Source organism: Nguyenibacter vanlangensis, from assembly GCF_038719015.1.
Taxonomy (GTDB): Bacteria; Pseudomonadota; Alphaproteobacteria; order Acetobacterales; family Acetobacteraceae; genus Gluconacetobacter; species Gluconacetobacter vanlangensis.
The window spans coordinates 2,595,596-2,618,562 of the sequence record NZ_CP152276.1; the positions used below are offsets into that span (position 1 = coordinate 2,595,596).

Here is a 22,967-nt window from a genome sequence, read left to right on the forward strand (position 1 = left end):
CTCTTCGCTGGGATGCCGCCCTACGCGCCCGCCAGGGCGACATGGAGGGTTTTCAGTTCGAGGAATTCCTCGATGCCGACACGCCCGCCCTCGCGGCCCAGCCCCGATTGCTTGACGCCGCCGAACGGCGCCGTCGCCGTCGAGATCGTGCCTGTATTCAGGCCGACCATGCCGAAATCCAGCGCCGCGCCGACCCGCCAGGCGCGGTCGAGGTCGCGGGTGAAGAAATAGCTGGCCAGGCCGAACGGCGTGGCGTTCGCCTGAGCCACCGCCGCCTCCTCGGACGTGAAACGGAACAATGGCAGGACCGGACCGAACGTTTCCTCGCAGGCGATGCGCATGTCGGCGGTCACGTCCGCCAGCACCACCGGATCGACGAAGCGCCCGTCGATCGCGAACGGGCGGCCGACGATCCGCGCCCCCTTCGCCAGCGCGTCCTCGACATGGGCCTTCACCTTCGCCACCGCGGCGTCGTTGATCAGCGGGCCGATCTGCACGCCGGGCGCGAGCCCGTCGCCCACGGTCAGCGCCGCGACCTCGGCCGCCAGGCGCGCGGCGAAGGCGTCATAGATCCCGTCCTGGACATAGGCGCGGTTGGCGCAGACGCAGGTCTGGCCGGCATTGCGGAACTTGCTGGCCATCGTTCCGGCCACCGCGACGTCCAGATCGGCGTCGTCGAAGACGATCAGCGGCGCGTTGCCGCCCAGTTCCAGGCTGAGCCGCTTGATCGTATCGGCGCACTGGCGCATCAGCAGCGCGCCCACCGCCGTGGATCCGGTAAAGGACAGTTTGCGGACGATCGGGTTGCCGGTCAGTTCCGGCCCGATCTCGCGCGCATGGCCGGTGACGATCGACAGCAGGCCGGGCGGCAGGCCCGCCCGTTCCGCCAGCACCGCCAGGGCCAGGGCGGAATAGGGCGTCAGTTCCGACGGCTTGATCACCATGCTGCATCCCGCAGCGATCGCCGGGCCGCATTTGCGCGTGATCATCGCCAGCGGGAAATTCCATGGCGTGATCGCGGCCGTCACGCCCACCGGTTCCTTCATCACCAGGATCCGCCGGTCGGCCGCGGGCGCCAGCGTTTCGCCCTCCATCCGTTCGGCCTCGGCGGCGAACCATTTCAGGAACGAGGCGGCATAGACGACCTCGCCCTTCGCCTCGGCCAGCGGCTTGCCCTGCTCCAGCGTCATGATGCGCGCCAGGTCGTCGGCATGGCGCATCATCAGCCCGTGCCAGGCCGTCAGGATTTCGGCACGCTGCGCGGCCGGGGTCCGCCGCCACTGCGCCTGCGTCGTCGCGGCGGCGGCGATCGCATCGCGGGTATCCTGCGCGGTGCAGGCGGGAATGGTGCCGATCACGGCGCCCGTCGCGGGATTGTCGACGTTCAGCGTCTCGCCGTTCGACGACGCGCGCCAGGTCCCGCCGATCGCAGCGCGTTCGGAAAACAAGGCCGGATCGGCCAGGTCTGGCATCGTGTTCGTCATGCTTCGGTCTCCGGGAACTGGGTCGGTTCGAGATGGCAGGCGATTTGCGCGCCGCCGGCCGTGCGGCGCACCGGCGGCGGCAGGCGGTCGCACAGGCCGGGAATCCGGTCGGCGCAGCGGGGATGATAGCAGCAGAGGCCCGGGGGCAGCGACGGGCCGGGCGCCAGGTCCTGCGCGGCACGCCGGGCCCGCGTATCCTCCAGCCAGCCGGGGCGCATGGACGGGACCGAATCCCGCAGCAGGCGCATATAGGGATGATGCGGACCAGCATCCAGCGATGCCGCCGGCCCGCATTCGACCACCCGTCCGGCATACAGCACGGCCACCCGGTCGCAGATCGCGCGCAGGGCGTGCAGGTCGTGGGTGATGAAGATGAAGGACAGGCCGAGATCACGCTGCAGACCGGCCATCAGATCCAGGATCGCCGCCGCCACCACCGTGTCCAGCGCGGCGGTGATTTCGTCGCACAGCACGATTTGCGGCCCGGCGGCCAGGGCGCGGGCGAAATTGATCCGCTGCTTCTGCCCGCCCGACAATTCCGACGGCAGGCGCGCCGCCAGGGCGGGGGACAGACGCACCATCTCCAGCAATTCGGCCACCCGCCGGTCGGCGGCAGCACCGCGCAGCCCGTCATAGAAGGCGACGACGCGCCCCAGCGTCGCACCGATGGTCCGGGCCGGGTTCAGCACGCCGTCGGCATTCTGCGCCACCATCTGCAGCCGGCGCCGTTGCGCGGCCGTACGATCCTCGACCCGGCCCGCCAGCTTTTGCCCGTCCAGCAGGATATCCCCCGCCGCCCAGGGTTGCAGGCCGGCGATGGCGCGCGCCAGGGTGCTCTTGCCGCAGCCGGACTCGCCGATCACCCCCAGCGTGCTGCCCGGCGGCACCGCGAAGGCCGCGCGATCGACGACGACCGTCGCGGGGAGAACCATCCCTGGCGGGCCGGACGCCGGACCGCGCCCATAGCCGACGACCAGGTCGCGTACTTCGAGCACCGGGCCCTCGATCACCGGGCGCGCGGCTTCGGCGACGGGGCCGTCCGCCCGCCGCGCACGCGGCTCGGCCGCCGCCAGCAGCCGGCGGCTGTAGTCGTCGCGCGGCGCGGTCAGCACGCGCGCGACCGGCCCCGTCTCGCGGACCGTGCCGTCCTTCAGGACCACCGCCTGGTCAGCGATCTGGGCCACCACCGCCAGGTCGTGGGTGACATAGACGCCGGTGACACCCTGGTCGGCCAGCGCGTTCTTGAAGGCGGCCAGGACCTCGATCTGCGTCGTGACGTCCAGCGCGGTGGTCGGCTCGTCGAAGATCACGATTTCCGGGCCGGCCATCAGCGCCATCGCGGCCATCAGGCGCTGCAACTGCCCGCCCGACAATTCACCGGGATAGCGGGCGCCGATCCTCTCGGGCTGCGGCAGGGCCAGCGCGCGGAACAGGGCGACCGCCCGGCCCTCGAGGTCCCGCCGGGGCATGACGCGATGGATCAGCGCCGGCTCGATCACCTGCCGCAGGACCGGCAGGGCGGGGTTGAAGGCGCTGGCGGCATTCTGCGCCACGTAGCTGACCACCCGGCCGCACAGCGCGCGGCGTTCCTCGGCATTCATCGCCGCGACGTCGTACCCGGCGACCGAGACCCGTCCGCCGGTGATGCGGCAGCCGGGCCGCACATGCCCCATCAGCGCCAGGGCGATCGTCGTCTTGCCGGACCCGGACTCGCCGATCAATGCCAGCATCTCGCCGCGCCGGACCGAAAAATCCACCCCGCGCACGATCGGGGTTTCCGCGCCGCGTCCCCGGCGCCCAGCGATCCGCAGGCCCTCGACATGGATGATCGCCGTCATCTCAGCGCCTCCGTCCGGTGGAATCGAGCGCGAGATTGACGCCGATCGTCAGAACGGCAATGGCGAGTGTCGGCGCGATCATCGCATAGGCGCCATAGACCACGCCCAGCAGGTTTTCCCGTACCATGGACCCCAGATCGACCCCCGGCAGCTGGACCCCGATGCCGAGGAAGCTGAGATTGCTCAGCAGCAGCACCGCGTAGATGAAGCGCAGCCCGACATCGGCCAGCATCGGGCCGGCCATGTTGGGCAGGATTTCGTGCAGGATGATATAGGCCCGCCCCTCGCCCCGCGCCCGCGCCACGGTGACGAAATCCAGCCTGGCGATCCGCTGGGCCAGGGCGCGGCTGGTCCGGTAGGCGCCGGGCATGTAGATCACCGCCATGGTCAGGACCAGCGTCGGTACCGAACTGCCGAACGCGGCGATGACCAGCAGGGCCAGCAGCAGGCTGGGAATCGACAGCAACCCGTCCACCAGCCGGCCGGCCAGCATTTCCAGCCAGGGACGGGAGATCACCGTCGCGATCCCGACGAACGCGCCCGCCAGGCAGGACAGCAGGGTCGAGGCCAGGCACAGCAGCACCGTGTGCCGCGTACCGTCCAGCAGCCGGGCCAGTGTGTCGCGCCCCAGATAGTCGGTGCCCAGCGGATGCGCCCGGGACGCGCCGGCGAACACCGTGCCGCTGACGACCTGCCCGGTATCATAGGGCGTAAGCATCGGGCCGATGATCGCCACGACCAGCCAGAAGCCGATGACGGCCAGCGCCCGTTCGCGCCCGGCGGCGAGGCGGCGCAACGGGCCGGTCATGGCGCGCGCCGCCCCGGCAGGGTGGCGATGGTCACGATGTCGGCCAACGTGGTCAGCACCAGATAGGCCAGGCAGAAGACCAGGGCGCAGGCCTGCACCGTCGGCACGTCGCGCGCGGTGACGGCATCGACCATCAGCCCCGCGACGCCCGGATAGGCGAAGACGGCCTCGATCACCACCACCCCGCCCAGCAGCGAGGACAGGCTGAGCGCCACCGCGTTCACCACCGGCCCCACGGCATTCGGCAGCGCATGCACCACGACCAGCCGCACCGGCCCCACGCCCTTCAGCCGCGCCATCTCGACATAGGGGGCGGACAGCGTGTCCACCATCGCCGCGCGGGTCATGCGCACCATCTGCGCCAGCGTCACCAGGGCGAGACTGGCCACCGGCATGAAGAACGCGCGCAGGAACTGCCACAGCGTATGCACGCCGCCGATATCCGACAGGGCGGGCAGCAGGTGCAGCCGGGTCGCGAACACGAACACCGCCAGCGTGGCGATGACGAATTCCGGCACCGACACCAGCCCCAGCGTCAGGACGGTTACGCCGCGATCGTACAGCGTGTCTCGCCAGACCGCCGCCGTAATGCCCAGCAGCAGCGACACCGGCACGGCCAGCAGCGCCGACGCCCCGGCCAGCAGCAGCGAATTATGCAGCCGGGGCCGCAGCATGTCCGCCACCGGCAGGCCGTTCAGCAGCGACCGGCCGAAATCGCCGTGCAGCAGGCCGCCCAGCCACAGGACGAAGCGCAGCGGCGCGGGCCGGTCCAGATGCAGGCTGTGCCGCAGGGCCTGCACGGACTGGGGCGTGGCGCTCTGCCCCAGCACGCTGTCCGTCGCGTCGCCCGGCAGCAGGCTGGTGATGGCGAACACGGCCACCACGACGAAGACCAGCGACAGCGCCGCCGTCGCGAAGCGGCGCCCGACCAGCGGGACCAGAGCGCGCCTCACGCCCCGCCCCCGTCCAGCCAGACGAAGCGGGCGAAATCGTAGCCCATCAGTTGCCCGGCCTGGCTGGGACGCAGGCCGCGGACATGGGGCGCGTACCCGTCCAGGCTGGTGGTGAAATTGGGAATGCAGACGCCCGAGCCGCCCTTGATCATCGCCTGCATGTCGCCGTACAACTGCCGGCGCCGCGCGTCGTCGCGCGTGGCGCGGGCTTCGGCCAGCATGGCGTCGAAACGCGGGTCGCGCCAGCGGGATTCGTTCCAGGGCGACGCGCTGGCGAAGCCCATTTCGAAGATCAGGCTGGGTGCGGGACGCGGATTGACGTTGCCGAACCCGAACGGCGCCTTCATCCAATATTGCGTCCAATAGCCGTCGGCCGGCACGCGCCGGACCGCCAGGTCCTGGCCGATGCGGCGCGCGGCATATTGCAGCAGCACCGCGATATCCACCGACCCCAGCGCGGCCGGCGAACAGACCAGCGGGATGCGTTCGCCCAGGAATCCGCCGCGCCGCAGCAGGAAACGGGCGCGATCCGGGTCATGAACCGCCGGGGGCAGGTCATGGTTGCAATAGGGGCTTTCCGGAGCGATCGGCTGGTCGTTGCCCAGGCGGGAATAGCCCAGGAAGACCGAACGGCGGATCTGCTCGCGGTCCAGCAGGCACTTGATCGCCTCGACGAGGCCCGGCGCGCGCGCCAGCGGCGTATCCAGCCGGATCGCCAGGTCGGTATAGGTCCCGACCGGACTTTCCATCAGCCCGAAGCCGCCCGCCTGCACCATGCGCACCAGCCGCGGATTGACCGAGGCGATCAGGTCGACATCGCCCGACATCAGCGCGTTGTGACGCGCCATCTCGTCGGGAATGGCGATGAGTTCGATGCTGTCCACGAACGGCCCGTCGCCCCAGAACGCCGCGTTGCGCCGCCCCAGCGTGCGGATGCCGGGCACGAATTCGGCGCAGGTAAAGGGCCCGGTGCCGTTCGCCGTCTCGAAACGCCCCGTGCCGTCGCGGATGATGGCGAAATTGCTCATGGCCAGGATGGCGGGAAAATCGACATTCGGCGCCGTCAGCACGATCTCGACGTCGCGCGGGCCGGTCGCGCGGATCGTGTCCATGGTCCGCGCCAGCATATATTGCTGCGCGCCGACCGAGGGAATTTTGTGCCGGGCCAGCGAGAAGACGACGTCGGCGGCGCCCAGCGGCGCCCCGTCATGGAAGCGCACGTCCCGCCGCAGCCGGATGTGCCAGGTCGTCAGGTCGTCGCTCTCGATGGTCTCGGCCAGCGCCGGATGCACGACCAGCGCGTCGTCCAGCGCCGTCAGCCCGTCGTAGAACATGTGGCCGCGCACATAGTCCGTCGCCATCGACAGCCGGGCCGGATCCAGCGTTTCCGCCGTCGATCCCACCGCCCCCGCGACGCGCAAATGGCCGCCGCGCACCGGAGCGGCGACTGGAACGGCGCTTGGGACGGCGCCCCGCGCCCCGCCCGTCGCCAGGCCGGCCATGGCGGCGCCCCCGCCGCCCAGCACGGCCCGCCGGGGGATCGCGCCGGCTCGGCCGCCGACCGGTGCTGTCTGGCGCGGGTCCAGGGTTACAGTCCGACGACGGCAGGCAGGCCGCCGATATCCGTGATCTCGGTATAGCCATAGGCCGGGGTGGACGGCTCATGGCCGCGCGCCACGAAGACTTTGTGGGTGATGCCCAGGTCCCGTGCGGTCATCAGGTCGTAGCGCAGCGACGAGGAGACGTGCAGCACATCCTGCGGCCCGCAGCCAAGCTGGTCGAACATATATTCGAAAGCGCGCATGCGCGGCTTGTAGGCCTGCGCGTCCTCGGCGGTGTAGACGCGGTGGAACGGCGCGCCCAGCAGCCGCACATTGTCATGGATCTGCCGGTTGTCGGCATTCGACAGGATCACCAGCGGGATCTCGCGGGCGATCCTTTGCAGCGGCTCGGTGACGTCCGGCCACGGGCCCCAGGTGGGCACCGCGTCATAGAAACGGTTGGCGACGTCGGCGTCGAAGCGGATGCCCCAGCGGCGGCAGGTCCGCTCCACCGCGTTCATCACCACATAGCGATAGGGCTTCCAGGCGCCCAGGACCTCGTCGAGCCGATAGCCCGCGAAATCGGCGCAGAACCGGGTCATCCCCTCTTCCGGGACCTGATCCGCGAACAGGGTGCGGGCCAGGTCGCTCATCCGGAAGCGGGTCAGCGTGCCGTAGCAGTCGAAGGTGATGTATTTCGGCCGGAAGACAGACATGACTCTCTCTCTTTCTCTTCGGTGGGCTTTCTCCACTCCATCACGGACGGCACGGTCGGATCATCCGAAACGGCCGCCGGCACAGAGTTTCCTGCCGAATGACTTTCAGATCATAGCAGGATCGCCTGCACCCGGCGTCTTCATCACCAGCTCCCCGCGATCAGCCAGGTCGGCCAGTTCGGCCATGCTGTGGACATGATAGTCGGGCGCGGTCAGCGTCTCGACCGCGACGGTGCCGCCGAAACCGCCGCCCGCCGCCTTGCGCCGCTCGATCCAGCAGACGGTGTAGCCCAGCGCGCGTGCCACGCCGATATCATGGAACTGGCTCTGCGCCACGTGCAGCACATCCGCCTTAACGAACCCGGCGGGGGCGAGCTTCGCCAGCGCACGATCGAAGAAGGCCGGATCCGGCTTCTCGCATCTTGCGTCATCCACGGTGACGGTGTCGAAGAACGGCATGCCGAGCGTCTTCTCCATGCCGGCGAAGGCCCAGCGCCGCGCATTCGTCATCGCCACCAGCCGGAAATGCCGTGACAGGCGCGCCAGGGCCTCGACCGAGTCGGCAAAGGCCGGCCAGTCATGCGCCGCCGCGACGAAGCGTCGTGCCGCCTCATTGCCGGCCGGGAGGCCGAAGCGGGGCGCCAGTTCGTGATAGATCGGCTCCAGATCCTCGGGGAACAGGCGCTTGTCCGGCCGGTTCCGCATGCCGCGATAGGCCGTCAGGAAGGATTCGAAGTCCAGCGGCGGCGCGTCCGGGCCGCGCAGGGCGCGCAGGGAGTCATGCATGCCCCGTTCGAAATCGATCAGCGTGCCGACGACGTCGAAGGTCAGGACCCGGGGTGTGCGTGTCATGGACTTGGCTTTCGCGATGACGGGTTTCAGAACCCGGTGGTGAGGGACAGCACGCCGGCGAAGCCGCCGCCGACATAATAGGTCGGCGCGCTGCCGGCGATGCTGGACCCGAAGACGCCGCGTACCGTCTTGGCATTCGTGCTCAGGCCGCTGACGCCGGACAGGAAACCGTTATTGCCGATATTGAGCAGATTGAGCTGGATCTGCGGATGTTTCAGATAGCCGAAGGAACGGAAACGATAGCCCATGTTCAGGTTGAACGTCTCGAAGGACGGCACCGTCTCGTCATCCATGAAGGTCGAATATTGCTTGCTGACGTAGTTCATGTTGAACGCGCCGAACAGGCTGCCGTCATCATAGGACAGGCCGACGGCGACCGTCGCCTTGGGGCTCTTGACCGCGATCTTGCCGGCGGTCGGCACATAGTCGCCGCCGACCTGCAGGTTGTTGTCCGTCGTCGCATGCAGATACTGGGCCGAGACATAGGGGCTGACATGATGCCACGGCCGCAGGCCCAGCTCGATCTGCGCGCCGCGCGCCGTCTGGCCGCCGCCATCGATCGATTCCGTGACCGGAATGCCGCTGGCATAGGTCGTCGTATTGATCTGCCGGTTGGTGAAATTATAGTTGAACAGCGCCAGCGCCAGATTGACCCGGCCGTAATGGCGATAGCCGATTTCCTCGCCGATCGCATATTCGGGCTTGGGGTCGACGGCGTGCGCGCGAGTCAGCGCGCCGGTCGAGACGCTGAAACGGTCGGCATAGGACATGATGGAGGCCGGCAGGCGGAAGGACGTCGTGCCGTTGACGTAGACCATGTCGTGCGGCGTCAGCCTGTAGCTGACGGCGACCTGCGGCAGCGGCGCGGCCTCGCTTTCGCCATTGCGGTAGGTCGCGCCGGGAATGTTCTGCGTTTCGGTCCGCGTCACCATGGTTTCCTTGAACCCGGCCGTGAGCGTCAGCCGGTCGCCCAGGGCCCTGTAGGTGTCGTTGATGAACAGCGAGTTCGTCTGCTGGACCAGGTGGATGTCATATTGCGACAGCGGCAGGCCGCTCTGCGTCAGGATCGGCCACTGGCCGTACATGCTGGAGACCTGCCCCTGGGGCCCCAGCGCCTCGTACAACGAGGGCTCGGACTGGTCGAAATAGGCATACCAGTAGCCGATGGCCAGCGTGTTGCGCCCCGATGTCCAGGACAGCGTATTGTTCAGGCCGCTGTAATACAGATTGTAGGTATCGATCGAAATCGCGGGGATGATCGGCCCCGCCTGGGCACCCGGCACCTGCAGCACGCCGGCCGGCTGGTTGCCGTAATAGCTGGCCGTGCGCGACAGGTTGGTGCCGCCATTGTCATAGCCGGTGGCGTAGGTGAAATAGGGCGTGGTGTTGAAGCGCAGCCCGCCGCCGAGGTCGAGACTGACGGGCGCGCCAAGGATCACGGTGCGGTGCACGTTCTCCTCGAGCTTGTAATAGGCCGAATTTCCGGTCGTGTATGTGTCGGCATAGTTGTAGTTCACGCCGTACCGGTTCCATTGCGCGCGGGTCGGCGCGCGCAGGTAGTATTGCAGCGGGTCGTTGTAGGACAGCACGAATTCGGCACGGTTGCCGTGCCCCCATTCCTTCAGGATCTTGCCGTCCACGTGATAGCGGCGGGTCTGGCCGACGCCGCGCCATTCATCCGCCTCGCGATAGGAAAAAGACAGGAAGGAACGGATGCCGGTATGGCCGATCTCGCCGCTGTCCAGCCGGACGAATTCCCGCTTCAGGCTGAAGGAGCCGTAGGACGCATTGACCAGGCCGCCGAAATTCTCGGACGGATCGCGCAGCTTTTCCGTCAGTTCGCCGCCCACCGCGTTGTAGAGCGGCGAGGTGATGTCGGGCGAGCCCTGGGTCAGTTCGATGCTCTGAATATTCTCGTTGTCGGCGGTCGACGAGGTATAGGGCAGCAGATAGACCGGTGCCGCGGTCGGAATCCCTTCGTACAGATAGCCGATTTCCGTCTGGTCCAGCCCGCGTACCGACAGGCCCTGCTGGTCGTCATTGGTGCCCAGCGGATCGTTGCCCGAATAGACCACGCCCGGCAGGCTGGCGACCATCGCGACGGGGTTGGAGGTCGGGCTCTGCTTGGCGATGAAATCGCGCGTCAGGCCGCTGCGCGACTTGGCGACCGTCTGCGGCGGCATCAATCCGCCGCCCGGGGTGGTGTTCGTCACCCCGGTGGCCGAGGCGATCCCGGCGCGGACCGTGATGTCCTCGCCCGCCCGGCCCTGCATGCCGCGCGGACGGCTGGCCTGCTTGGCCGGAGATGGCTGCCGGGGATGGGACGTCGCGCTCGCCGCCCAGCCGGCATGGGCCGACAGCAGCGTGGACAGCGACAGAACGGCCAGGCGCCCCCCTGCCGTCAGGCGTCGCCGGACGCAAGGCCCCGGAAGAACGGACGATGTTCTGGAATATGCCATGTCGGACTCCATCTGCGGGAGACGGGGTGCCGCTTCACACCAGCCCCGGCCGCGTTGCGTTTTCTCCTGACAGGCCATTCGTTACACATCCGGGTCAGAGCATTCTGTCGATTGTCCCCCTGTGACGGCAGATGATTTCGTTCTTTGAACGAAATGCGCAGGATGCGCCCTATGAGGCCGGCAGCGCCGCCGCGATGGCCTCGCCAAGGTCCGCCGTCTTTGCGCTGCCGCCCATGTCGGGCGTGCGCGGCGCGTCCGCCCGTTCCAGGACGGCCGACAGGGCGCGCAGGATCATGCCGCCGGCCTCGGCCTCGCCCAGATGGTCGAGCATCATCGCCGCCGCCCAGATCTGGCCGATCGGATTGGCGATCGCCTGTCCGTAGATGTCGGGCGCCGAGCCATGCACCGGCTCGAACATCGACGGATAAGCCTTCTCGGGATTGATGTTGGCGGACGGCGCCACCGCGATGGTTCCGGTCATGCCCGGCCCCAGGTCGGACAGGATATCGCCGAACAGGTTGCTGCCGACCACCACGTCGAACCGTTCGGGCGACATGACGAAGCGCGCTGCCAGGATGTCGATATGGTACTGGTCGGTCCGCACGTCGGGATAGTCCCGGCCGATCGCCGCGAACCGCTCGTCCCAATACGGCATGGAATGGAACAGGCCGTTGGACTTGGTGGCCGAGGTCACGTGCGGCCGGCCCAGACCGCGCGCCAGCTCGAACGCATAGCGCAGGATCCGGTCGGTGCCGAGGCGGGTAAAGATGGCGGTCTGCGCGACGCCTTCGGCCGGCGTGCCTTCCGCGAAGCGGCCCCCAATTTGGGAATATTCGCCTTCGACGTTTTCCCGCACGATCCAGAAATCGACGTCGCCCGGTTTCTTGCCCGCCAGCGGGCAGGGAATGCCGGGCAGCAGGCGCACCGGGCGCAGATTGACGTACTGGTCGAATTCCCGGCGGATCTTCAGCAGCATCCCCCAGAGCGACAGATGGTCCGGCACGCCCGGATATCCCACCGCGCCCAGCAGGATCGCGTCGTTCTGCGCCAGTTGCGCCATGCCGTCATCGGGCATCATGCGCCCGGTCTTCAGCCAGGTCTCGCAGCTCCAGTCGAAATGGCGGAAGGCGAAACCGATGCCGCATAATTGCCCCACGCGCTTTAGGACCTTCAGCGCCTCGGGCATGACCTCCTTGCCGATGCCGTCGCCGGGCAGCACGGCGATCGAATATGTCGTCATGATTTCTGATCCTTGTCCCTGTGCCGGCGCCCGCTCGCGGACGGACTCTCAATCCTCGAAGGCCATCAGTACGCTCTTGTGCCGCAGATTGGCCTCGACCGCCTGGCGGCCCAGATCCTTGCCGATGCCCGATCCGCCGAACCCGCCGGTCGGAATGACGAAATCCGCCGACCGGCCATAGCGGTTCACCCAGACCGTCCCGGCCTTCAGGCCGCGCACCGCCCGCATGGCGCGGCCCAGGCTGGCGGTATGCACCCCGGCGGCCAGCCCATAGGTCGGATGCGACGCCAGGGCCAGGGCCTCGTCCTCGTCATCGAATGTCTGCACGGTCAGGACCGGGCCGAACAATTCGTCGCGCACCGCCGGGGTTTCGCCGGTCACGCCGTCCAGGATGCAGGGCGACAGGAACACGCCGCCCCCGCCCTCCAGCCGGGCCAGCGGGGCCAGCGCCCGGGCGCCGCCGGCCAGGCTGCGCGTCACCGCATCCTCGATTCCGGCGGCCTGGCGGGCCGAGATGATCGGCGAATAGCGCGTGGCGCCGTCCTCCAGCCGACCGGCGCGCAGCAGGGCGGCACGAGCGGCGATGCCGTCCAGCAGCGCGTCGCGCACCCCGCGCTGGACCAGCAGACGCGATCCCGCCACGCAGACCTGTCCCGCATTGCCGGTAAAGGCCCGCAGGATACGCTCGGCCACGGCGCCGACGTCGCGGATATCGTCATAGACGATCTGCGGGCTCTTGCCGCCCAGTTCCAGCGTTACCGGCTTCGGCCCGCTTTCCGCCGCCGCCTTCATGACGGCGATGCCGGTACGGGTCGAGCCGGTGAAGGTCAGCTTGCCGCAGGCGGGGTGGCGGGCCAGCGCGTCGCCCGTCACCGTGCCGCTGCCCTGCACGACGTTGAACAGGCCCGCCGGCACCCCGGCCTCGACCGCCAGGCGGGCCAGCATGACGATCGAAAACGGCGTCATCTCGGACGGTTTCAGCACGACGCCGTTGCCCGCCACCAGTGCCGGCACCACTTTCCAACTGCCCATGACCAGGGGGAAGTTCCACGGCGCGATCGCGCCGACCACGCCGTACGGCTCGGCCATCACCATGCCCAGCAGGTCGGTCTGCGTGGCCGCCACCTCGCCGCCCAGCTTGTCTGCATATTCGGCGAAAAAACGGATGCCCTCGGCCGTGAACGGCACGTCCCAGCCCGCCGTCTCGGCGATCGGCCGGGTGGAGCATACCGTCTCCAGCCGGGCCAGCTCCGCGGCATGGTCCTCGACCAGCCGTGCCCAGCGCCGCATCACCCGCGCGCGCTCGCGCGGCGGGCGATCGGCCCAGCCACTGGCGCGCTGCGCGTCCCGCGCCAGCCGCACCGCGCGATCGACCATGCCTGCGTCCGCTTCCGGCAGCGCGCCCAGCAGGCGGCCATCCGACGGCGCATGGACCGGCAGCACGCCCGCCCCGCCGATCAGCTCTCCGCCGATGAAATGTCCCCAGGGCAGCGTGACCGAAGCAGGATCGAAACTCAATGCCGACATGAAACAACCACCTTGCGGAGCGTGGGCAAACCGTAGCCGGCGCGACACTGCGCCCGGCGTCGCGGCAGGCGCAAACGGCAAAACGCGCGCCGCGCAAATTCGGAGATCTGTGCTTTTCCGGCCGCGATTACGGTATTTTCTGCTCTGGGATACGGTGTTTCTTGCAGGACATGCCACACGTTCCGGACGATGATCGTCGTCCTGATCCCGACAGGATACCGCCATGGATACCGCGCGCCTCATTTCGCTCGACCGCGAGCATCTGATCCATCCCGTCTCGTCCTGGCGCGGCCACGAGGCGGCCGGTGCCACCATCCTGGAGTCCGGCAAGGGCGCGTGGCTGACGGACAGCGAGGGGCGGCGCCTGCTGGACGGGTTCGCCGGCCTGTGGTGCGTCAATACCGGCTATGGTTGCGACAGCGTGATCGAGGCGGGACGCAGGCAGCTTGAAAAACTTCCTTATGCCACGGGGTATTTCGGATTCTCCTGCGAACCGGCGATCGAGCTGGCCGCCCGCCTGACCCGCCATGCGCCGGGCACGCTGAATCGGATCTATTTCTCGCTGGGCGGGTCGGACGCGGTGGACGGCACGCTGCGCTTCATCCGCTATTACCAGAACGCACGCGGCATGCCGCAGAAACGGCACGTGATCGGGCTGGAGAAGGGCTATCACGGCTCGTCCTTCGCCGGGTCGGGCCTGACGGCGCTGCCGGTGTTCCACCGCGACGCGGACGTGCCCCTGCCGTGGCAGCACCATCTTCCCAGCCCCGATCCCTATCGCCATCCCGCCGGGCCGGATGGCGAGGCGATCATCCATGCGTCGGTCCGGGCGCTGCACGATATGGTCGCGTCGCTCGGCGGCCCGGACCAGGTGGCCGCGTTCTACTGCGAACTGGTGCAGGGGTCCGGCGGGGTGATCGTCCCGCCGGACGGATGGGCGCGCGCGATGCAGGCCGCCTGCCGCGAGCTGGACATCCTGTTCGTCGTCGACGAGGTGATCACCGGCTTCGGCCGCACCGGCCCGCTCTTCGCCTGCGCGCATGAAGGGCTGGAGCCCGACATGATGACCGTCGCCAAGGGCCTGACCGCGGGCTATGCCCCGATGGGCGGCGTGTTCCTGTCCGATGCGGTGTACGAGACCATCCGCGACAACACGCCCCCAGGGGTCGCCATCGGCCACGGGCAGACCTATAGCGCCCATCCGGTCAGCGCGGCGATCGGCCTGGCGGTGCTGGACCTCTATGAGGGCGGCCTGCTGGACAATGGCGTGGCGGCGGGGCGCCACCTGGCCGCCAGGCTGGCGGGACTGGGCAACCATCCGCTGGTCGGCGCCACACGCGCCAAGGGCATGCTGGCGGGCATCGAACTGGTGACGGACAAGGCGGCGAAGGCGAAGCCGGACCCGAAACTGGGCATCGCAGGAAAACTGGGGCGCTACGGCTACGAACAGGGTATCCTGTACCGGGCCTTCGCCGATGACGTGATCGGCCTGGCGCCGCCGCTCTGCTGCAGCACGGATGAGATCGACATCCTGTGCGACGGGATCGTCGCGGTCCTGGACCGCGTGATGCGGGACCCCCAGGTCGCGGACGCCATGCGGGGGTGACGGCGCCTTTTTCCGCTTCCTCCATCCGGATAAGAGGGATCATGCAGGTTCAGTTCCGACGTGTCGCCGAAACGGGGCGCAGGACCATCGCGCTGGTCATCGACGGCCGGGCGGTCGAGGCATGCGAGGGCGATACCCTGCTGGTGGCCATGATGACCAACACCACGCGCCTGCGGCAGAACGAGTTCGACCACCGGCCGCGCGCCGGGTTCTGCCTGATGGGCGCCTGCCAGGATTGCTGGGTCTGGACCGAGGACGGCGAACAGTTGCGCGCCTGCTCGACCACGGCGCAGGACGGCATGCGCATCCGCACGCAGGAGGCCGCATGGACGACCGGCCAGTAATCGTCGTCGGCGCCGGGCCGGCCGGCACCCGCGCGGCGCAGCGCCTGGTCCGCGCCGGCCTGCGGCCCATCGTGCTGGACGAAAACGACCGGCAGGGCGGGCAGATCTATCGCCGCCAGCCACCAGGATTCACCCGGCCGGCGGCGCGCCTGTACGGCACCGAAGCCGGAAAGGCAACGGCGCTGCATCGGGATTTCGAAGCCATCCTCCCTGACATCGACTATCGCCCCGGCACGACCGCCTGGGGCGTTTCGGGCGACGTGCTGCTGGCCAGCCGGGGCAGCGCGGTATCGGAACTGTCCTTTTCCGCCGTCATCATCGCGTCGGGGGCGACCGACCGCATCATGCCGTGCCCCGGCTGGACGATTCCGGGCGTCTTTTCACTGGGCGGCGCGCAGATCGCGCTGAAGGCCCAAGCCTGCGCCATCGGCGCGCGGCCGGTCTTCATGGGCACCGGACCGCTGCTCTATCTGGTCGCGTGGCAATATCTGAAGGCCGGCGTGCCGCCCGTCGCGGTCCTGGACACCAGTTCGTACGCCGACCGGCTGCGCGGCCTGCGGCAGATGGCGGCGCGCCCGCGCGTGCTGGCAAACGGCCTGCGTTACCTGGCCGACCTGCGGCGCGCCGGCGTGATGCTGCGCACCGCCATCCGCCCCGAACGCATCGAGGATGACGGCGGCACGGTCGGCGGCATCGCCTGGCGGACCGCGCGGGGCACGCTGCAGCGCGCCGCCTGCGACGCGGTGGGCGTCGGCTACGGGCTGCGTTCGGAAAGCCAACTGGCCGACCTTCTGAAGTGCGATTTCGCCTTCGACTCCGTCTCGGCCCAATGGGCGCCGGTGATCGACGGGTTCGGCCGGACGTCCAACCGCCAAGTTTACCTGGCCGGCGACGGCGCCGTCCTGCGCGGCGCGGACGGGGCCGAGGCCGCCGGAACGCTGGCCGCCTGCGCCCTGCTGCTGGATCGGGACCATCCCGTCGCGACCGCCGAGATCGCCGCCCTGCAACAGCGCGTGGCGGTCATGGACCGGTTCCGCCAGGGGTTGGGCCGCGCCTTCCCCTGGCCGGCCCACCTGGCCGGCGCCCTGCTGGACGAGACGATCGTCTGCCGGTGCGAAAACATCACGGCAGGCGAGATCCGGCACGCCGCGCAGGCGCTGGACGCCCCGGACATCAACCGCGCCAAGGCGCTGGTCCGGCCGGGCATGGGCCGCTGCCAGGGGCGGATGTGCGGATTGGCGGCAGCGGAAATCCTGGCGCATGCACGCGGGGTGCCGGCGGAGCAGGTCGGGCGCATCCGCACGGCAGCGCCCGTCAAGCCGCTGCCGCTCGACAGCAGGATCGTGCCATGAGCCGCGCTCCGTCCGCCGCGCCGCGCCGTGCCGACGTCGTGATCGTCGGCGGCGGCTTCATGGGGGCGGCGACCGCCTTCTTCCTGCGCCGGCACGGCCTGTCCGTGATTCTGCTGGAACGCGACCTGATCGGCCAGGCGGCCAGCGGCGTGAATTTCGGCAATGTCCGCCGCCAGGGCCGCTTTCTGCCGCAATTGCCCCTGTCCAACCTGTCGCGCGACCTGTGGGGGCGCCTGCCGGAACTGATCGGCGAGGATGCGGAATTCCTGCCTTCGGGGCATATCCGCGTCGCCTTTACCGAGGACAACGCCGCCCGCCTGGAACGCTACGCCGCCGATTGCCGGCCCTATGGGCTGGAACTGGAGCTGCTCAGCGGCAATGCCGCGCGGGCCCGCTTTCCCATGCTGGCGCCCGACGTGCATACCGTCTCGTTCTCGCCCGCGGACGGCCACGCGAATCCGCGCCTGGCCGCACCCGCCTTCGGCCGGGCGGCCAGGCGCGCCGGCGCGCACGTGCTGGAAGAAACCGAAGTCACCGGCATCGGCAAGGACGGCGAGGATTTCGTCATCGAGACACGCGGACAGGGCGTCTTTCGCGCCCCGCTGCTGCAGATTTCCACCGGCGCCTGGGCGCAGGCCATGGCCGCGACCTTCGGCGATCATCTGCGCCTGATTCCGCGCGGACCGCAGATGGGCGTGACCGAACCGGTGCCCTATCGGATCGGGCCGGTCATCGGCTTCGCCTCCGACGTGACCGAGGAAGGCGTCTATCTGCGCCAGGTGGCGCGCGGCAACATCGTCTTCGGCGGCGGCAGGCGGACCGACGCCAACCTGGTGACGAAGCGCGCGCCGCTGGACCCGCTGAACACGATCCGCCAGATGCCGCACCTGGCGCGGCTGCTGCCGGACATCGCGCGGCTGCGGGTGATCCGCACCTGGTCGGGGGTGGAAGCCTATCTGGACGACGACATCCCGGTGATGGGCCCCAGTGCCGGGGTGGCCGGGCTGTTCTACGCCTTCGGCTTCTGCGGACATGGATTTCAGCTTGGCCCGGGGGTCGGCCATGTCATGGCGGAACTGATCGCGACCGGAAAAACCAGCGTGCCGATCGACGCCTTTCATATCGGCCGCTTCCGCGGTCCGGACCGGCCGAACGTTTGAACAGCATGGCGGCCGCCTCCTGCCCATCCGCCTCCTGCCCTTCCGCCCCTGGCCCGGTGCGCACGCTGGACGACCTGCCGCCGACACCCTTTCACGCACGGCTGGCGGCGGTCGCGGCGGGCGGCCCGTTCTGCGACGGCTATATCCTCGGCATCGTCGGCATCGCTCTTCCCAGCCTGGCACAGGATCGGCATCTGTCCAGCGGCGGCATCGGCCTGGTCGGCGCCTCGGCCCTGCTGGGGGTGCTGGCGGGTGGCACGCTGGGCGGGGTGGTGGCCGACCGGCTGGGGCGCAAGCCGCTCTTCACCCTCAATATCGCGGCCTTTGTCGTCCTTTCGCTGCTGCAGGCCGCGTGCCCGGACCTGGCGACGCTGGTCCTGCTGCGCTTCCTGCTGGGAGTGGCGGTCGGGGCGGACTATCCGATCGCCACCGCCTATGTGACCGAATTCATGCCCCGCGCCTGGCGCGGCCCGATCCTGTCGGGCCTGATCCTGTCCTGGTGGGTGGGCTATACCGCCAGCTATGCCGTCGGCTATCTGCTGTCGCTGCTGGGGGACGATTTCTGGCGCGCCGGCCTCGCCTCCAGCGCCGTACCGGCGTTGCTGCTGTTCCTGATGCGGGCCGGACTGCCGGAATCCCCTCGCTGGCTGGCCCAGCAGGGCCGGATCGAAGAGGCGCGCGCCGTCGTCCGCCGCCATCTGCGCGCGGATCTTCCGCTGGGGCAGGAAAGCCAGGGCGCCCTGTCGGTGATGCAGATCCTGCGTTCGCGCTATCGCGGGCCCCTGCTGTTCGTCAGCGCCTTCTGGATCCTGCAGAGCGCGCCGGGCTTTGCCATCCATACGCTCCAGGCGCAGTTGCTGACGCAATATCACGTGCCGGGCGCGCTGCTGGGATCGTTTATCCTGACCGGCCTGACCGTGCTGGGGATCCTGCCGGTCTCGCTGGGGCTGATCAACCGGGTCGGCCGGCGGCCGCTGCTGATGAGCACGTTCGCCGTCAGCCTGGCGGGCCTGCTGCTGCTGGGCGCCGCCCCGGCCCCGGCGGAATGGGCGGTGTTCCTGGGCTTCACCCTCTATTCGGTCGCCGAGGCCGCCGGATCGGGCCTGCAGTTCGTCTATCCGAACGAACTGTTCCCGACCGCCATCCGCGCCACCGCCATGGGCCTGGCCTGCTCGTTCAGCCGGCTGGGCGCCGCGTTCGGCACGTTCCTGCTACCCGTCGGCTATGCCCGGTTCGGCATGCAGGCGATGATGCTGGTCGCCGCGGGCTGCATGCTGCTCGGCCTGCTGATCAGTTGGCGCTGGGCGCCGGAGACCACAGGTCTGCGCCTGGACGATACACCCCAGCCCCCGGCGCACCTTGCCGCCGGTTCCCTTTCCGACCTGCCCGAGCGGACTACGCGATGAAACTCACTTCCTACTGGCTCGACACCGCCGCGTCCCCCCAGGGAACGCCGCATGACGCCTTTCCCTCGACCGCGGACGCGGTGGTGGTGGGCGGTGGCTTCACCGGTCTGTCCGCCGCGCATGCTCTGGCGACGCGCGGCCTGTCGGTCGTGGTGCTGGAAGCCGACATGATCGCCTGCCATGCCTCGGGCCGCAATGGCGGGCATGTCAATAACGGCACGGCCGGCAGCTTCCAGGCATTGGCCGCGACCCATGGGCTGGACCATGCGGTCGCGCTGTACCGCTTCTTCGACGACGCCGTGGACACGGTGGAACACCTGGTGGCCGACGCGGCGCTGGAATGCGATTTTCGCCGCTGCGGCAAGCTGAAAGTCGCCTGGACCGCCAAGCATCGCGAGGCCCTGCGCGCCGACCAGGCGGCACTGGCGCGACACGCCGACTCGCAGACGGATTTTCTCGATCGCGACGCGGTGGCGGCGGAAATCGGCACCCCCGCGTTCCAGGGCGGCATTCTCTACCGCAAGAGCGCGCAGATGCATGTCGGCCGCTTCGGAGCCGGGCTGGCGCGGGCGGCCATGACGGCAGGGGCGCGGATCTTCGAGCATACGCCAATGACCGCCTTGCGCCGGACCGCTGGAGGCCATGAGATCATGACCGCGCTGGGTGCGATCCGGACCCGGAAGGTGCTGCTGGCCACCGGTACCAGTCGCCGGGCACCGAACTGGTTCCGCCGCCGGATCATGCCGGTGGGCAGTTTCATCGTCGCCACGGCCCCCCTGCCGGACGCGCTGCTGGCGCATATCCTGCCGGGCCGTCGGAATGTCGTTACCACACGTAATATCCACAATTATTTCCGCACCACCGCCGACGGCCGCCTGATCTTCGGCGGACGCGCCAATTTCTCGCAATCCAGCGCGGCGTCGGACGTCAAATGCGGGCAGATCCTGCATCGCGCGATGACCGAGATCTTTCCGGCGCTGCAGGACACGCCCGTCGCCTATTGCTGGGGCGGGAACGTGGATATGAGCGTCGATCGCCTGCCCCATGCCGGCGAATGGGAGGGGATTTATTACGCCATGGGCCTCAGTGGCCATGGCGTGCAGATGTCGGTCCATCTGGGACAATTGCTGGGCCGGAAGCTCGCCGGCGAGACAGTCGCGATCCCGATCTGGAATGCGCCATGGCACAAGATCCCGGCCTATGGCATTGCCGCTTCCCTTATGCCGGCCGTCGGCCTGTATTACCGGATCAAGGATCGTCTCGCCTGACGATCGAGGGCGGCGCCAAAGGCGCGTATCCCTCTCGGCGCGAGGCAAAGCCATCCGGACTTGGCACTTCCCCCGTATCGGCGCATCCTTGCCGGCAAACAGAGGGAGGAACCCGTCCATGTTCATCGTCAGCCTGAGCTACCGGAAGCCGGTCGAGGAAATCGAGGCGCAGATCGTACCGCATCGGGACTATCTGGACCGCTATTATGCCGAAGGGATCTTCCTTGCCTCCGGCGCAAAGACTCCGCGCACGGGCGGCGTCATCCTTGCCAGCGGGAAAGTCTCACGCGGGCGGCTGGACGCCATTCTGGCCGAAGACCCGTTCCACCTGCATGGCATCGCGGACTATGAGATTATCGAGTTCTCGCCCACGAAATACGTCCCGGCGCTCGAGGGTCTTCTCTGACGTTCGGGGCGACCGGCCGGAAGCGAAAAGCGCTTGCTTCCGGCCACCGCCTCGGAAATCGGCCTCCGCATTGCGGCGGCCATCGCCGCCGGGTGGTTCGATATCATCTTTGCGGCGAAAGCTTTTCATACCGGCCCAGGCATCGATCAGGGTGCCGTCGACCGAAAAATACTCGCTGGACAGAAGCTGCCTGACCCGTTGCTGCTCCAGGATAGCAGCGAGAAACTTGCCCGCGGGCGGCGTTCGTAACGGCGTGCTATGTTGGTCGAGGTCCAGGTCGCGTCGATGAACACCAGACGCTCCGGATCAAGCTCGGGCTGGGCGTCGAACCAGTCCCGCCGTCGGGTCAGGATGTCCGGATGGTTCTGCTCCGCCGCATGGTCGGACTTTTTCCATGTAGTCTGATGGCGCGCGAAGAAGCGTCACAGCGTGCCGATCACGAAGTGATACCCGTCATCGGCCAGCCGGGCACGAATCTCGGCTAGCGTCGGGTTGTGCTTCTCGGCGATCAGGGCATGGATCCGCCCGGCTTGCGCCTCGATTCTGTGTGACAGGCGATCCCCCTCGCAAGGGCACACCAACGAATGGCACGCGCCGGGCTGACGCCGAACCGATCGGCTGCCTGGCGGCGCCCTCCTATCGCAGTCCGGCGAACACCAGCCGACTTGCGAGCCATTCTTGATCTGAGATCAACCGGGAAAACGAAAGTCGGATATGCGGAGCACCACCAACGGAACATTTTTTGCCGCCTGTCACCCGAATGCCGTCGGATGCCAAGGTTGCCAGTGCATCCACTTCATTCACCACCGGCAACCAGAGACTGAACCCGCCCCCGCCGCCGACATCGATGCCATGATTCGCGAGGGCATCAGCCAATGCACGCCGACGCATACCATAGACATGTCGTGCCCGGGCAACGGTCGCACAGGTTTCGGTATCAGTCAGCATCCACGCGGCTGCAGACTGAAGCAGACGGCTTGTCCAGCCCGCTCCAAAGCTTCGGAATGCCTGCAGTTCCCGGATGATACGGGCCGACGCCGAGATGACGCCAATTCGCAGATCCGGTCCAAGGCTCTTTGACAATGAGCGGACGTGGATCGTTTGCTCCGGTCGCCAGACACCCAGGCTTGCGGCCGTTTTGTCGGCCAACCCGGATAACGCGTCGTCCTCGATAATCCAAGTCGCTGGCGCGTCTGCCATGGATACGGCAAGTTCCGCCGCCCTTGCCGCCGAAATCGCGCGTCCGGTGATCGCATTCAGGCCGGGTTGCAGATAAAATGCCGTCGCGCCTCGCCCGAGTGCGGCTTGCAGTGAATCAGGCAGTGGGCCCTCCTCGTCGCTCCGGACCGGCACAATGAGAGCGCTGAGATGATCAAGAATATCGAGCACGCGCATAGGTGCCGGGTCCTCTACGGCGACCATGGAGCCGGGGGGGATAAGCGCATGCATCACATCGTGTACCCCACCATAGCCCCCGTTGCAGGCCATGAAATCCTCTGGCGTATAGGGCCAGGTGTCCGACGCGATCGCCCGCAATGCACCAATGATCGTCTCGTCTTCGTAGGCGTTAAGGTTCGGCGTCCGTCCAACCAATGAAAACGCCCGATCCAACGACGGCAGCAGGCTCAGGTCGGGCGTGTAGCTGGTCAGATCGAACGACGTCTTGCTCAGGCCCACGCTCGCCGTCCGGCGAACCGGGTGTGGAACGATCGATGTTCCGGTCACAAACATGCCAGACCGTCCGCGCCCCTCGATCAGGTTGCGCCGGCGCAGTTCTCCCCAAGCGATCGAAACTGTCGCCGGGCTGACGCCAAGAGCAAACGCCAGCTTTCGGATCGGCGGCAAATTCGTGCCGACCGGGAGCATGCCGGACTGGATCAGGGCCGCGACCTGCCGGGACAACCCGCGGATCGACCGATCATGCAAGCGAGCGACGAACCATTGAGATTCCACGATACATACCTGTGATTATCGAATTTATTGTACAATAACGTAATAACATTTGTC

Annotated in this window: 19 protein-coding genes and 1 pseudogene; 7 read left to right on the forward strand and 13 right to left on the reverse strand. The window is 68.2% G+C overall.

From position 1 onward, the window contains the following. Positions 1-20 precede the first annotated feature (20 nt). From AAC691_RS12030 to AAC691_RS12075, 10 genes are all read right to left on the reverse strand, one after another. Positions 21-1,484 carry an NAD-dependent succinate-semialdehyde dehydrogenase gene (locus AAC691_RS12030; protein WP_342627058.1) on the reverse strand — a complete coding sequence of 488 codons (1,464 nt, stop codon included), beginning with the start codon at positions 1,482-1,484 and terminating at the stop codon, positions 21-23. After that, complete coding sequence (locus AAC691_RS12035) at positions 1,481-3,322, reverse strand: ABC transporter ATP-binding protein (protein WP_342627059.1); 1,842 nt, start codon at positions 3,320-3,322, stop codon at positions 1,481-1,483. Before AAC691_RS12035 ends, AAC691_RS12030 begins: the two co-directional genes overlap by 4 nt. Before the next feature lies 1 nt (position 3,323). Continuing rightward, complete coding sequence (locus tag AAC691_RS12040; protein ID WP_342627060.1) at positions 3,324-4,130, reverse strand: ABC transporter permease; 807 nt, start codon at positions 4,128-4,130, stop codon at positions 3,324-3,326. Continuing rightward, complete coding sequence (locus AAC691_RS12045) at positions 4,127-5,083, reverse strand: ABC transporter permease (protein ID WP_342627061.1); 957 nt, start codon at positions 5,081-5,083, stop codon at positions 4,127-4,129. Before AAC691_RS12045 ends, AAC691_RS12040 begins: the two co-directional genes overlap by 4 nt. After that, positions 5,080-6,585 carry an ABC transporter substrate-binding protein gene (locus tag AAC691_RS12050; protein WP_342627062.1) on the reverse strand — a complete coding sequence of 502 codons (1,506 nt, stop codon included), beginning with the start codon at positions 6,583-6,585 and terminating at the stop codon, positions 5,080-5,082. Before AAC691_RS12050 ends, AAC691_RS12045 begins: the two co-directional genes overlap by 4 nt. An 86-nt stretch (positions 6,586-6,671) precedes the next feature. After that, positions 6,672-7,340 carry a haloacid dehalogenase type II gene (locus tag AAC691_RS12055; protein ID WP_342627063.1) on the reverse strand — a complete coding sequence of 223 codons (669 nt, stop codon included), beginning with the start codon at positions 7,338-7,340 and terminating at the stop codon, positions 6,672-6,674. Positions 7,341-7,445: 105 nt separating this feature from the next. Beyond that, complete coding sequence (locus tag AAC691_RS12060) at positions 7,446-8,192, reverse strand: HAD-IA family hydrolase (protein WP_342627064.1); 747 nt, start codon at positions 8,190-8,192, stop codon at positions 7,446-7,448. A 26-nt stretch (positions 8,193-8,218) separates the two neighbouring features. Beyond that, complete coding sequence (locus AAC691_RS12065) at positions 8,219-10,651, reverse strand: TonB-dependent receptor domain-containing protein (RefSeq protein WP_342627065.1); 2,433 nt, start codon at positions 10,649-10,651, stop codon at positions 8,219-8,221. Positions 10,652-10,820: 169 nt separating this feature from the next. Next, positions 10,821-11,891 carry a tartrate dehydrogenase gene (locus tag AAC691_RS12070; RefSeq protein WP_342627066.1) on the reverse strand — a complete coding sequence of 357 codons (1,071 nt, stop codon included), beginning with the start codon at positions 11,889-11,891 and terminating at the stop codon, positions 10,821-10,823. A 48-nt stretch (positions 11,892-11,939) separates the two neighbouring features. Continuing rightward, the gene (locus AAC691_RS12075) at positions 11,940-13,418 is read right to left on the reverse strand and encodes an aldehyde dehydrogenase family protein (protein WP_342627067.1); all 1,479 of its coding nucleotides are present in this window, start codon (positions 13,416-13,418) and stop codon (positions 11,940-11,942) included. A gap of 223 nt (positions 13,419-13,641) precedes the next feature. Here AAC691_RS12075 and AAC691_RS12080 point away from each other — a divergent pair, with 223 nt between their 5' ends. The 7 genes from AAC691_RS12080 (at position 13,642) to AAC691_RS12110 (ending at position 20,960) form a co-directional block, all read left to right on the forward strand. Further along, positions 13,642-15,024: an aminotransferase class III-fold pyridoxal phosphate-dependent enzyme gene (locus AAC691_RS12080; protein ID WP_342627068.1), complete on the forward strand. Its 1,383-nt coding sequence runs from the start codon at positions 13,642-13,644 to the stop codon at positions 15,022-15,024. Positions 15,025-15,065: 41 nt separating this feature from the next. Beyond that, complete coding sequence (locus AAC691_RS12085) at positions 15,066-15,368, forward strand: (2Fe-2S)-binding protein (protein ID WP_176641122.1); 303 nt, start codon at positions 15,066-15,068, stop codon at positions 15,366-15,368. Next, positions 15,350-16,720, forward strand: a complete 1,371-nt coding sequence (locus AAC691_RS12090; RefSeq protein WP_342627069.1) for an FAD/NAD(P)-binding oxidoreductase — start codon at positions 15,350-15,352, stop codon at positions 16,718-16,720. The genes AAC691_RS12085 and AAC691_RS12090 overlap by 19 nt, the downstream gene beginning before the upstream one ends. Next, complete coding sequence (locus tag AAC691_RS12095; RefSeq protein ID WP_342627070.1) at positions 16,717-17,880, forward strand: FAD-dependent oxidoreductase; 1,164 nt, start codon at positions 16,717-16,719, stop codon at positions 17,878-17,880. The genes AAC691_RS12090 and AAC691_RS12095 overlap by 4 nt, the downstream gene beginning before the upstream one ends. A gap of 5 nt (positions 17,881-17,885) precedes the next feature. Then, entirely contained in the window at positions 17,886-19,286 is a 1,401-nt protein-coding gene (locus AAC691_RS12100; protein WP_342630210.1) for an MFS transporter, read from the forward strand. Then, positions 19,283-20,554 carry an FAD-binding oxidoreductase gene (locus tag AAC691_RS12105; RefSeq protein WP_342627071.1) on the forward strand — a complete coding sequence of 424 codons (1,272 nt, stop codon included), beginning with the start codon at positions 19,283-19,285 and terminating at the stop codon, positions 20,552-20,554. The genes AAC691_RS12100 and AAC691_RS12105 overlap by 4 nt, the downstream gene beginning before the upstream one ends. A gap of 118 nt (positions 20,555-20,672) precedes the next feature. Further along, complete coding sequence (locus AAC691_RS12110) at positions 20,673-20,960, forward strand: YciI family protein (protein WP_342627072.1); 288 nt, start codon at positions 20,673-20,675, stop codon at positions 20,958-20,960. A gap of 6 nt (positions 20,961-20,966) precedes the next feature. On the opposite strand, the pseudogene AAC691_RS12115 reads toward AAC691_RS12110, so the two are convergent. From AAC691_RS12115 to AAC691_RS12125, 3 genes and pseudogenes are all read right to left on the reverse strand, one after another. Further along, positions 20,967-21,194 (reverse strand): annotated as a pseudogene (locus AAC691_RS12115) (IS5/IS1182 family transposase); the annotation flags it as partial. 188 nt (positions 21,195-21,382) lie between these two features. Next, complete coding sequence (locus AAC691_RS22325) at positions 21,383-21,541, reverse strand: hypothetical protein (RefSeq protein WP_408904515.1); 159 nt, start codon at positions 21,539-21,541, stop codon at positions 21,383-21,385. Between the two features lie 55 nt (positions 21,542-21,596). Next, positions 21,597-22,913 carry a PLP-dependent aminotransferase family protein gene (locus AAC691_RS12125; protein ID WP_342627073.1) on the reverse strand — a complete coding sequence of 439 codons (1,317 nt, stop codon included), beginning with the start codon at positions 22,911-22,913 and terminating at the stop codon, positions 21,597-21,599. Positions 22,914-22,967 lie beyond the last annotated feature (54 nt).

Excerpts from the sequence above, each read along its gene's own strand:
- AAC691_RS12070 (WP_342627066.1), bottom strand. The coding sequence starts at position 11,891 with ATGACGACATATTCGATCGCCGTGCTGCCCGGCGACGGCATCGGCAAG.
- AAC691_RS12065 (WP_342627065.1), bottom strand. The coding sequence starts at position 10,651 with ATGGCATATTCCAGAACATCGTCCGTTCTTCCGGGGCCTTGCGTCCGG.
- AAC691_RS12110 (WP_342627072.1), top strand. The coding sequence starts at position 20,673 with ATGTTCATCGTCAGCCTGAGCTACCGGAAGCCGGTCGAGGAAATCGAG.
- AAC691_RS12050 (WP_342627062.1), bottom strand. The coding sequence starts at position 6,585 with ATGGCCGGCCTGGCGACGGGCGGGGCGCGGGGCGCCGTCCCAAGCGCC.
- AAC691_RS12040 (WP_342627060.1), bottom strand. The coding sequence starts at position 4,130 with ATGACCGGCCCGTTGCGCCGCCTCGCCGCCGGGCGCGAACGGGCGCTG.
- AAC691_RS12090 (WP_342627069.1), top strand. The coding sequence starts at position 15,350 with ATGGACGACCGGCCAGTAATCGTCGTCGGCGCCGGGCCGGCCGGCACC.
- AAC691_RS12055 (WP_342627063.1), bottom strand. The coding sequence starts at position 7,340 with ATGTCTGTCTTCCGGCCGAAATACATCACCTTCGACTGCTACGGCACG.
- AAC691_RS12075 (WP_342627067.1), bottom strand. The coding sequence starts at position 13,418 with ATGTCGGCATTGAGTTTCGATCCTGCTTCGGTCACGCTGCCCTGGGGA.
- AAC691_RS12060 (WP_342627064.1), bottom strand. The coding sequence starts at position 8,192 with ATGACACGCACACCCCGGGTCCTGACCTTCGACGTCGTCGGCACGCTG.
- AAC691_RS12100 (WP_342630210.1), top strand. The coding sequence starts at position 17,886 with ATGGCGGCCGCCTCCTGCCCATCCGCCTCCTGCCCTTCCGCCCCTGGC.
- AAC691_RS12085 (WP_176641122.1), top strand. The coding sequence starts at position 15,066 with ATGCAGGTTCAGTTCCGACGTGTCGCCGAAACGGGGCGCAGGACCATC.
- AAC691_RS12080 (WP_342627068.1), top strand. The coding sequence starts at position 13,642 with ATGGATACCGCGCGCCTCATTTCGCTCGACCGCGAGCATCTGATCCAT.
- AAC691_RS12030 (WP_342627058.1), bottom strand. The coding sequence starts at position 1,484 with ATGACGAACACGATGCCAGACCTGGCCGATCCGGCCTTGTTTTCCGAA.
- AAC691_RS12105 (WP_342627071.1), top strand. The coding sequence starts at position 19,283 with ATGAAACTCACTTCCTACTGGCTCGACACCGCCGCGTCCCCCCAGGGA.
- AAC691_RS12095 (WP_342627070.1), top strand. The coding sequence starts at position 16,717 with ATGAGCCGCGCTCCGTCCGCCGCGCCGCGCCGTGCCGACGTCGTGATC.
- AAC691_RS12035 (WP_342627059.1), bottom strand. The coding sequence starts at position 3,322 with ATGACGGCGATCATCCATGTCGAGGGCCTGCGGATCGCTGGGCGCCGG.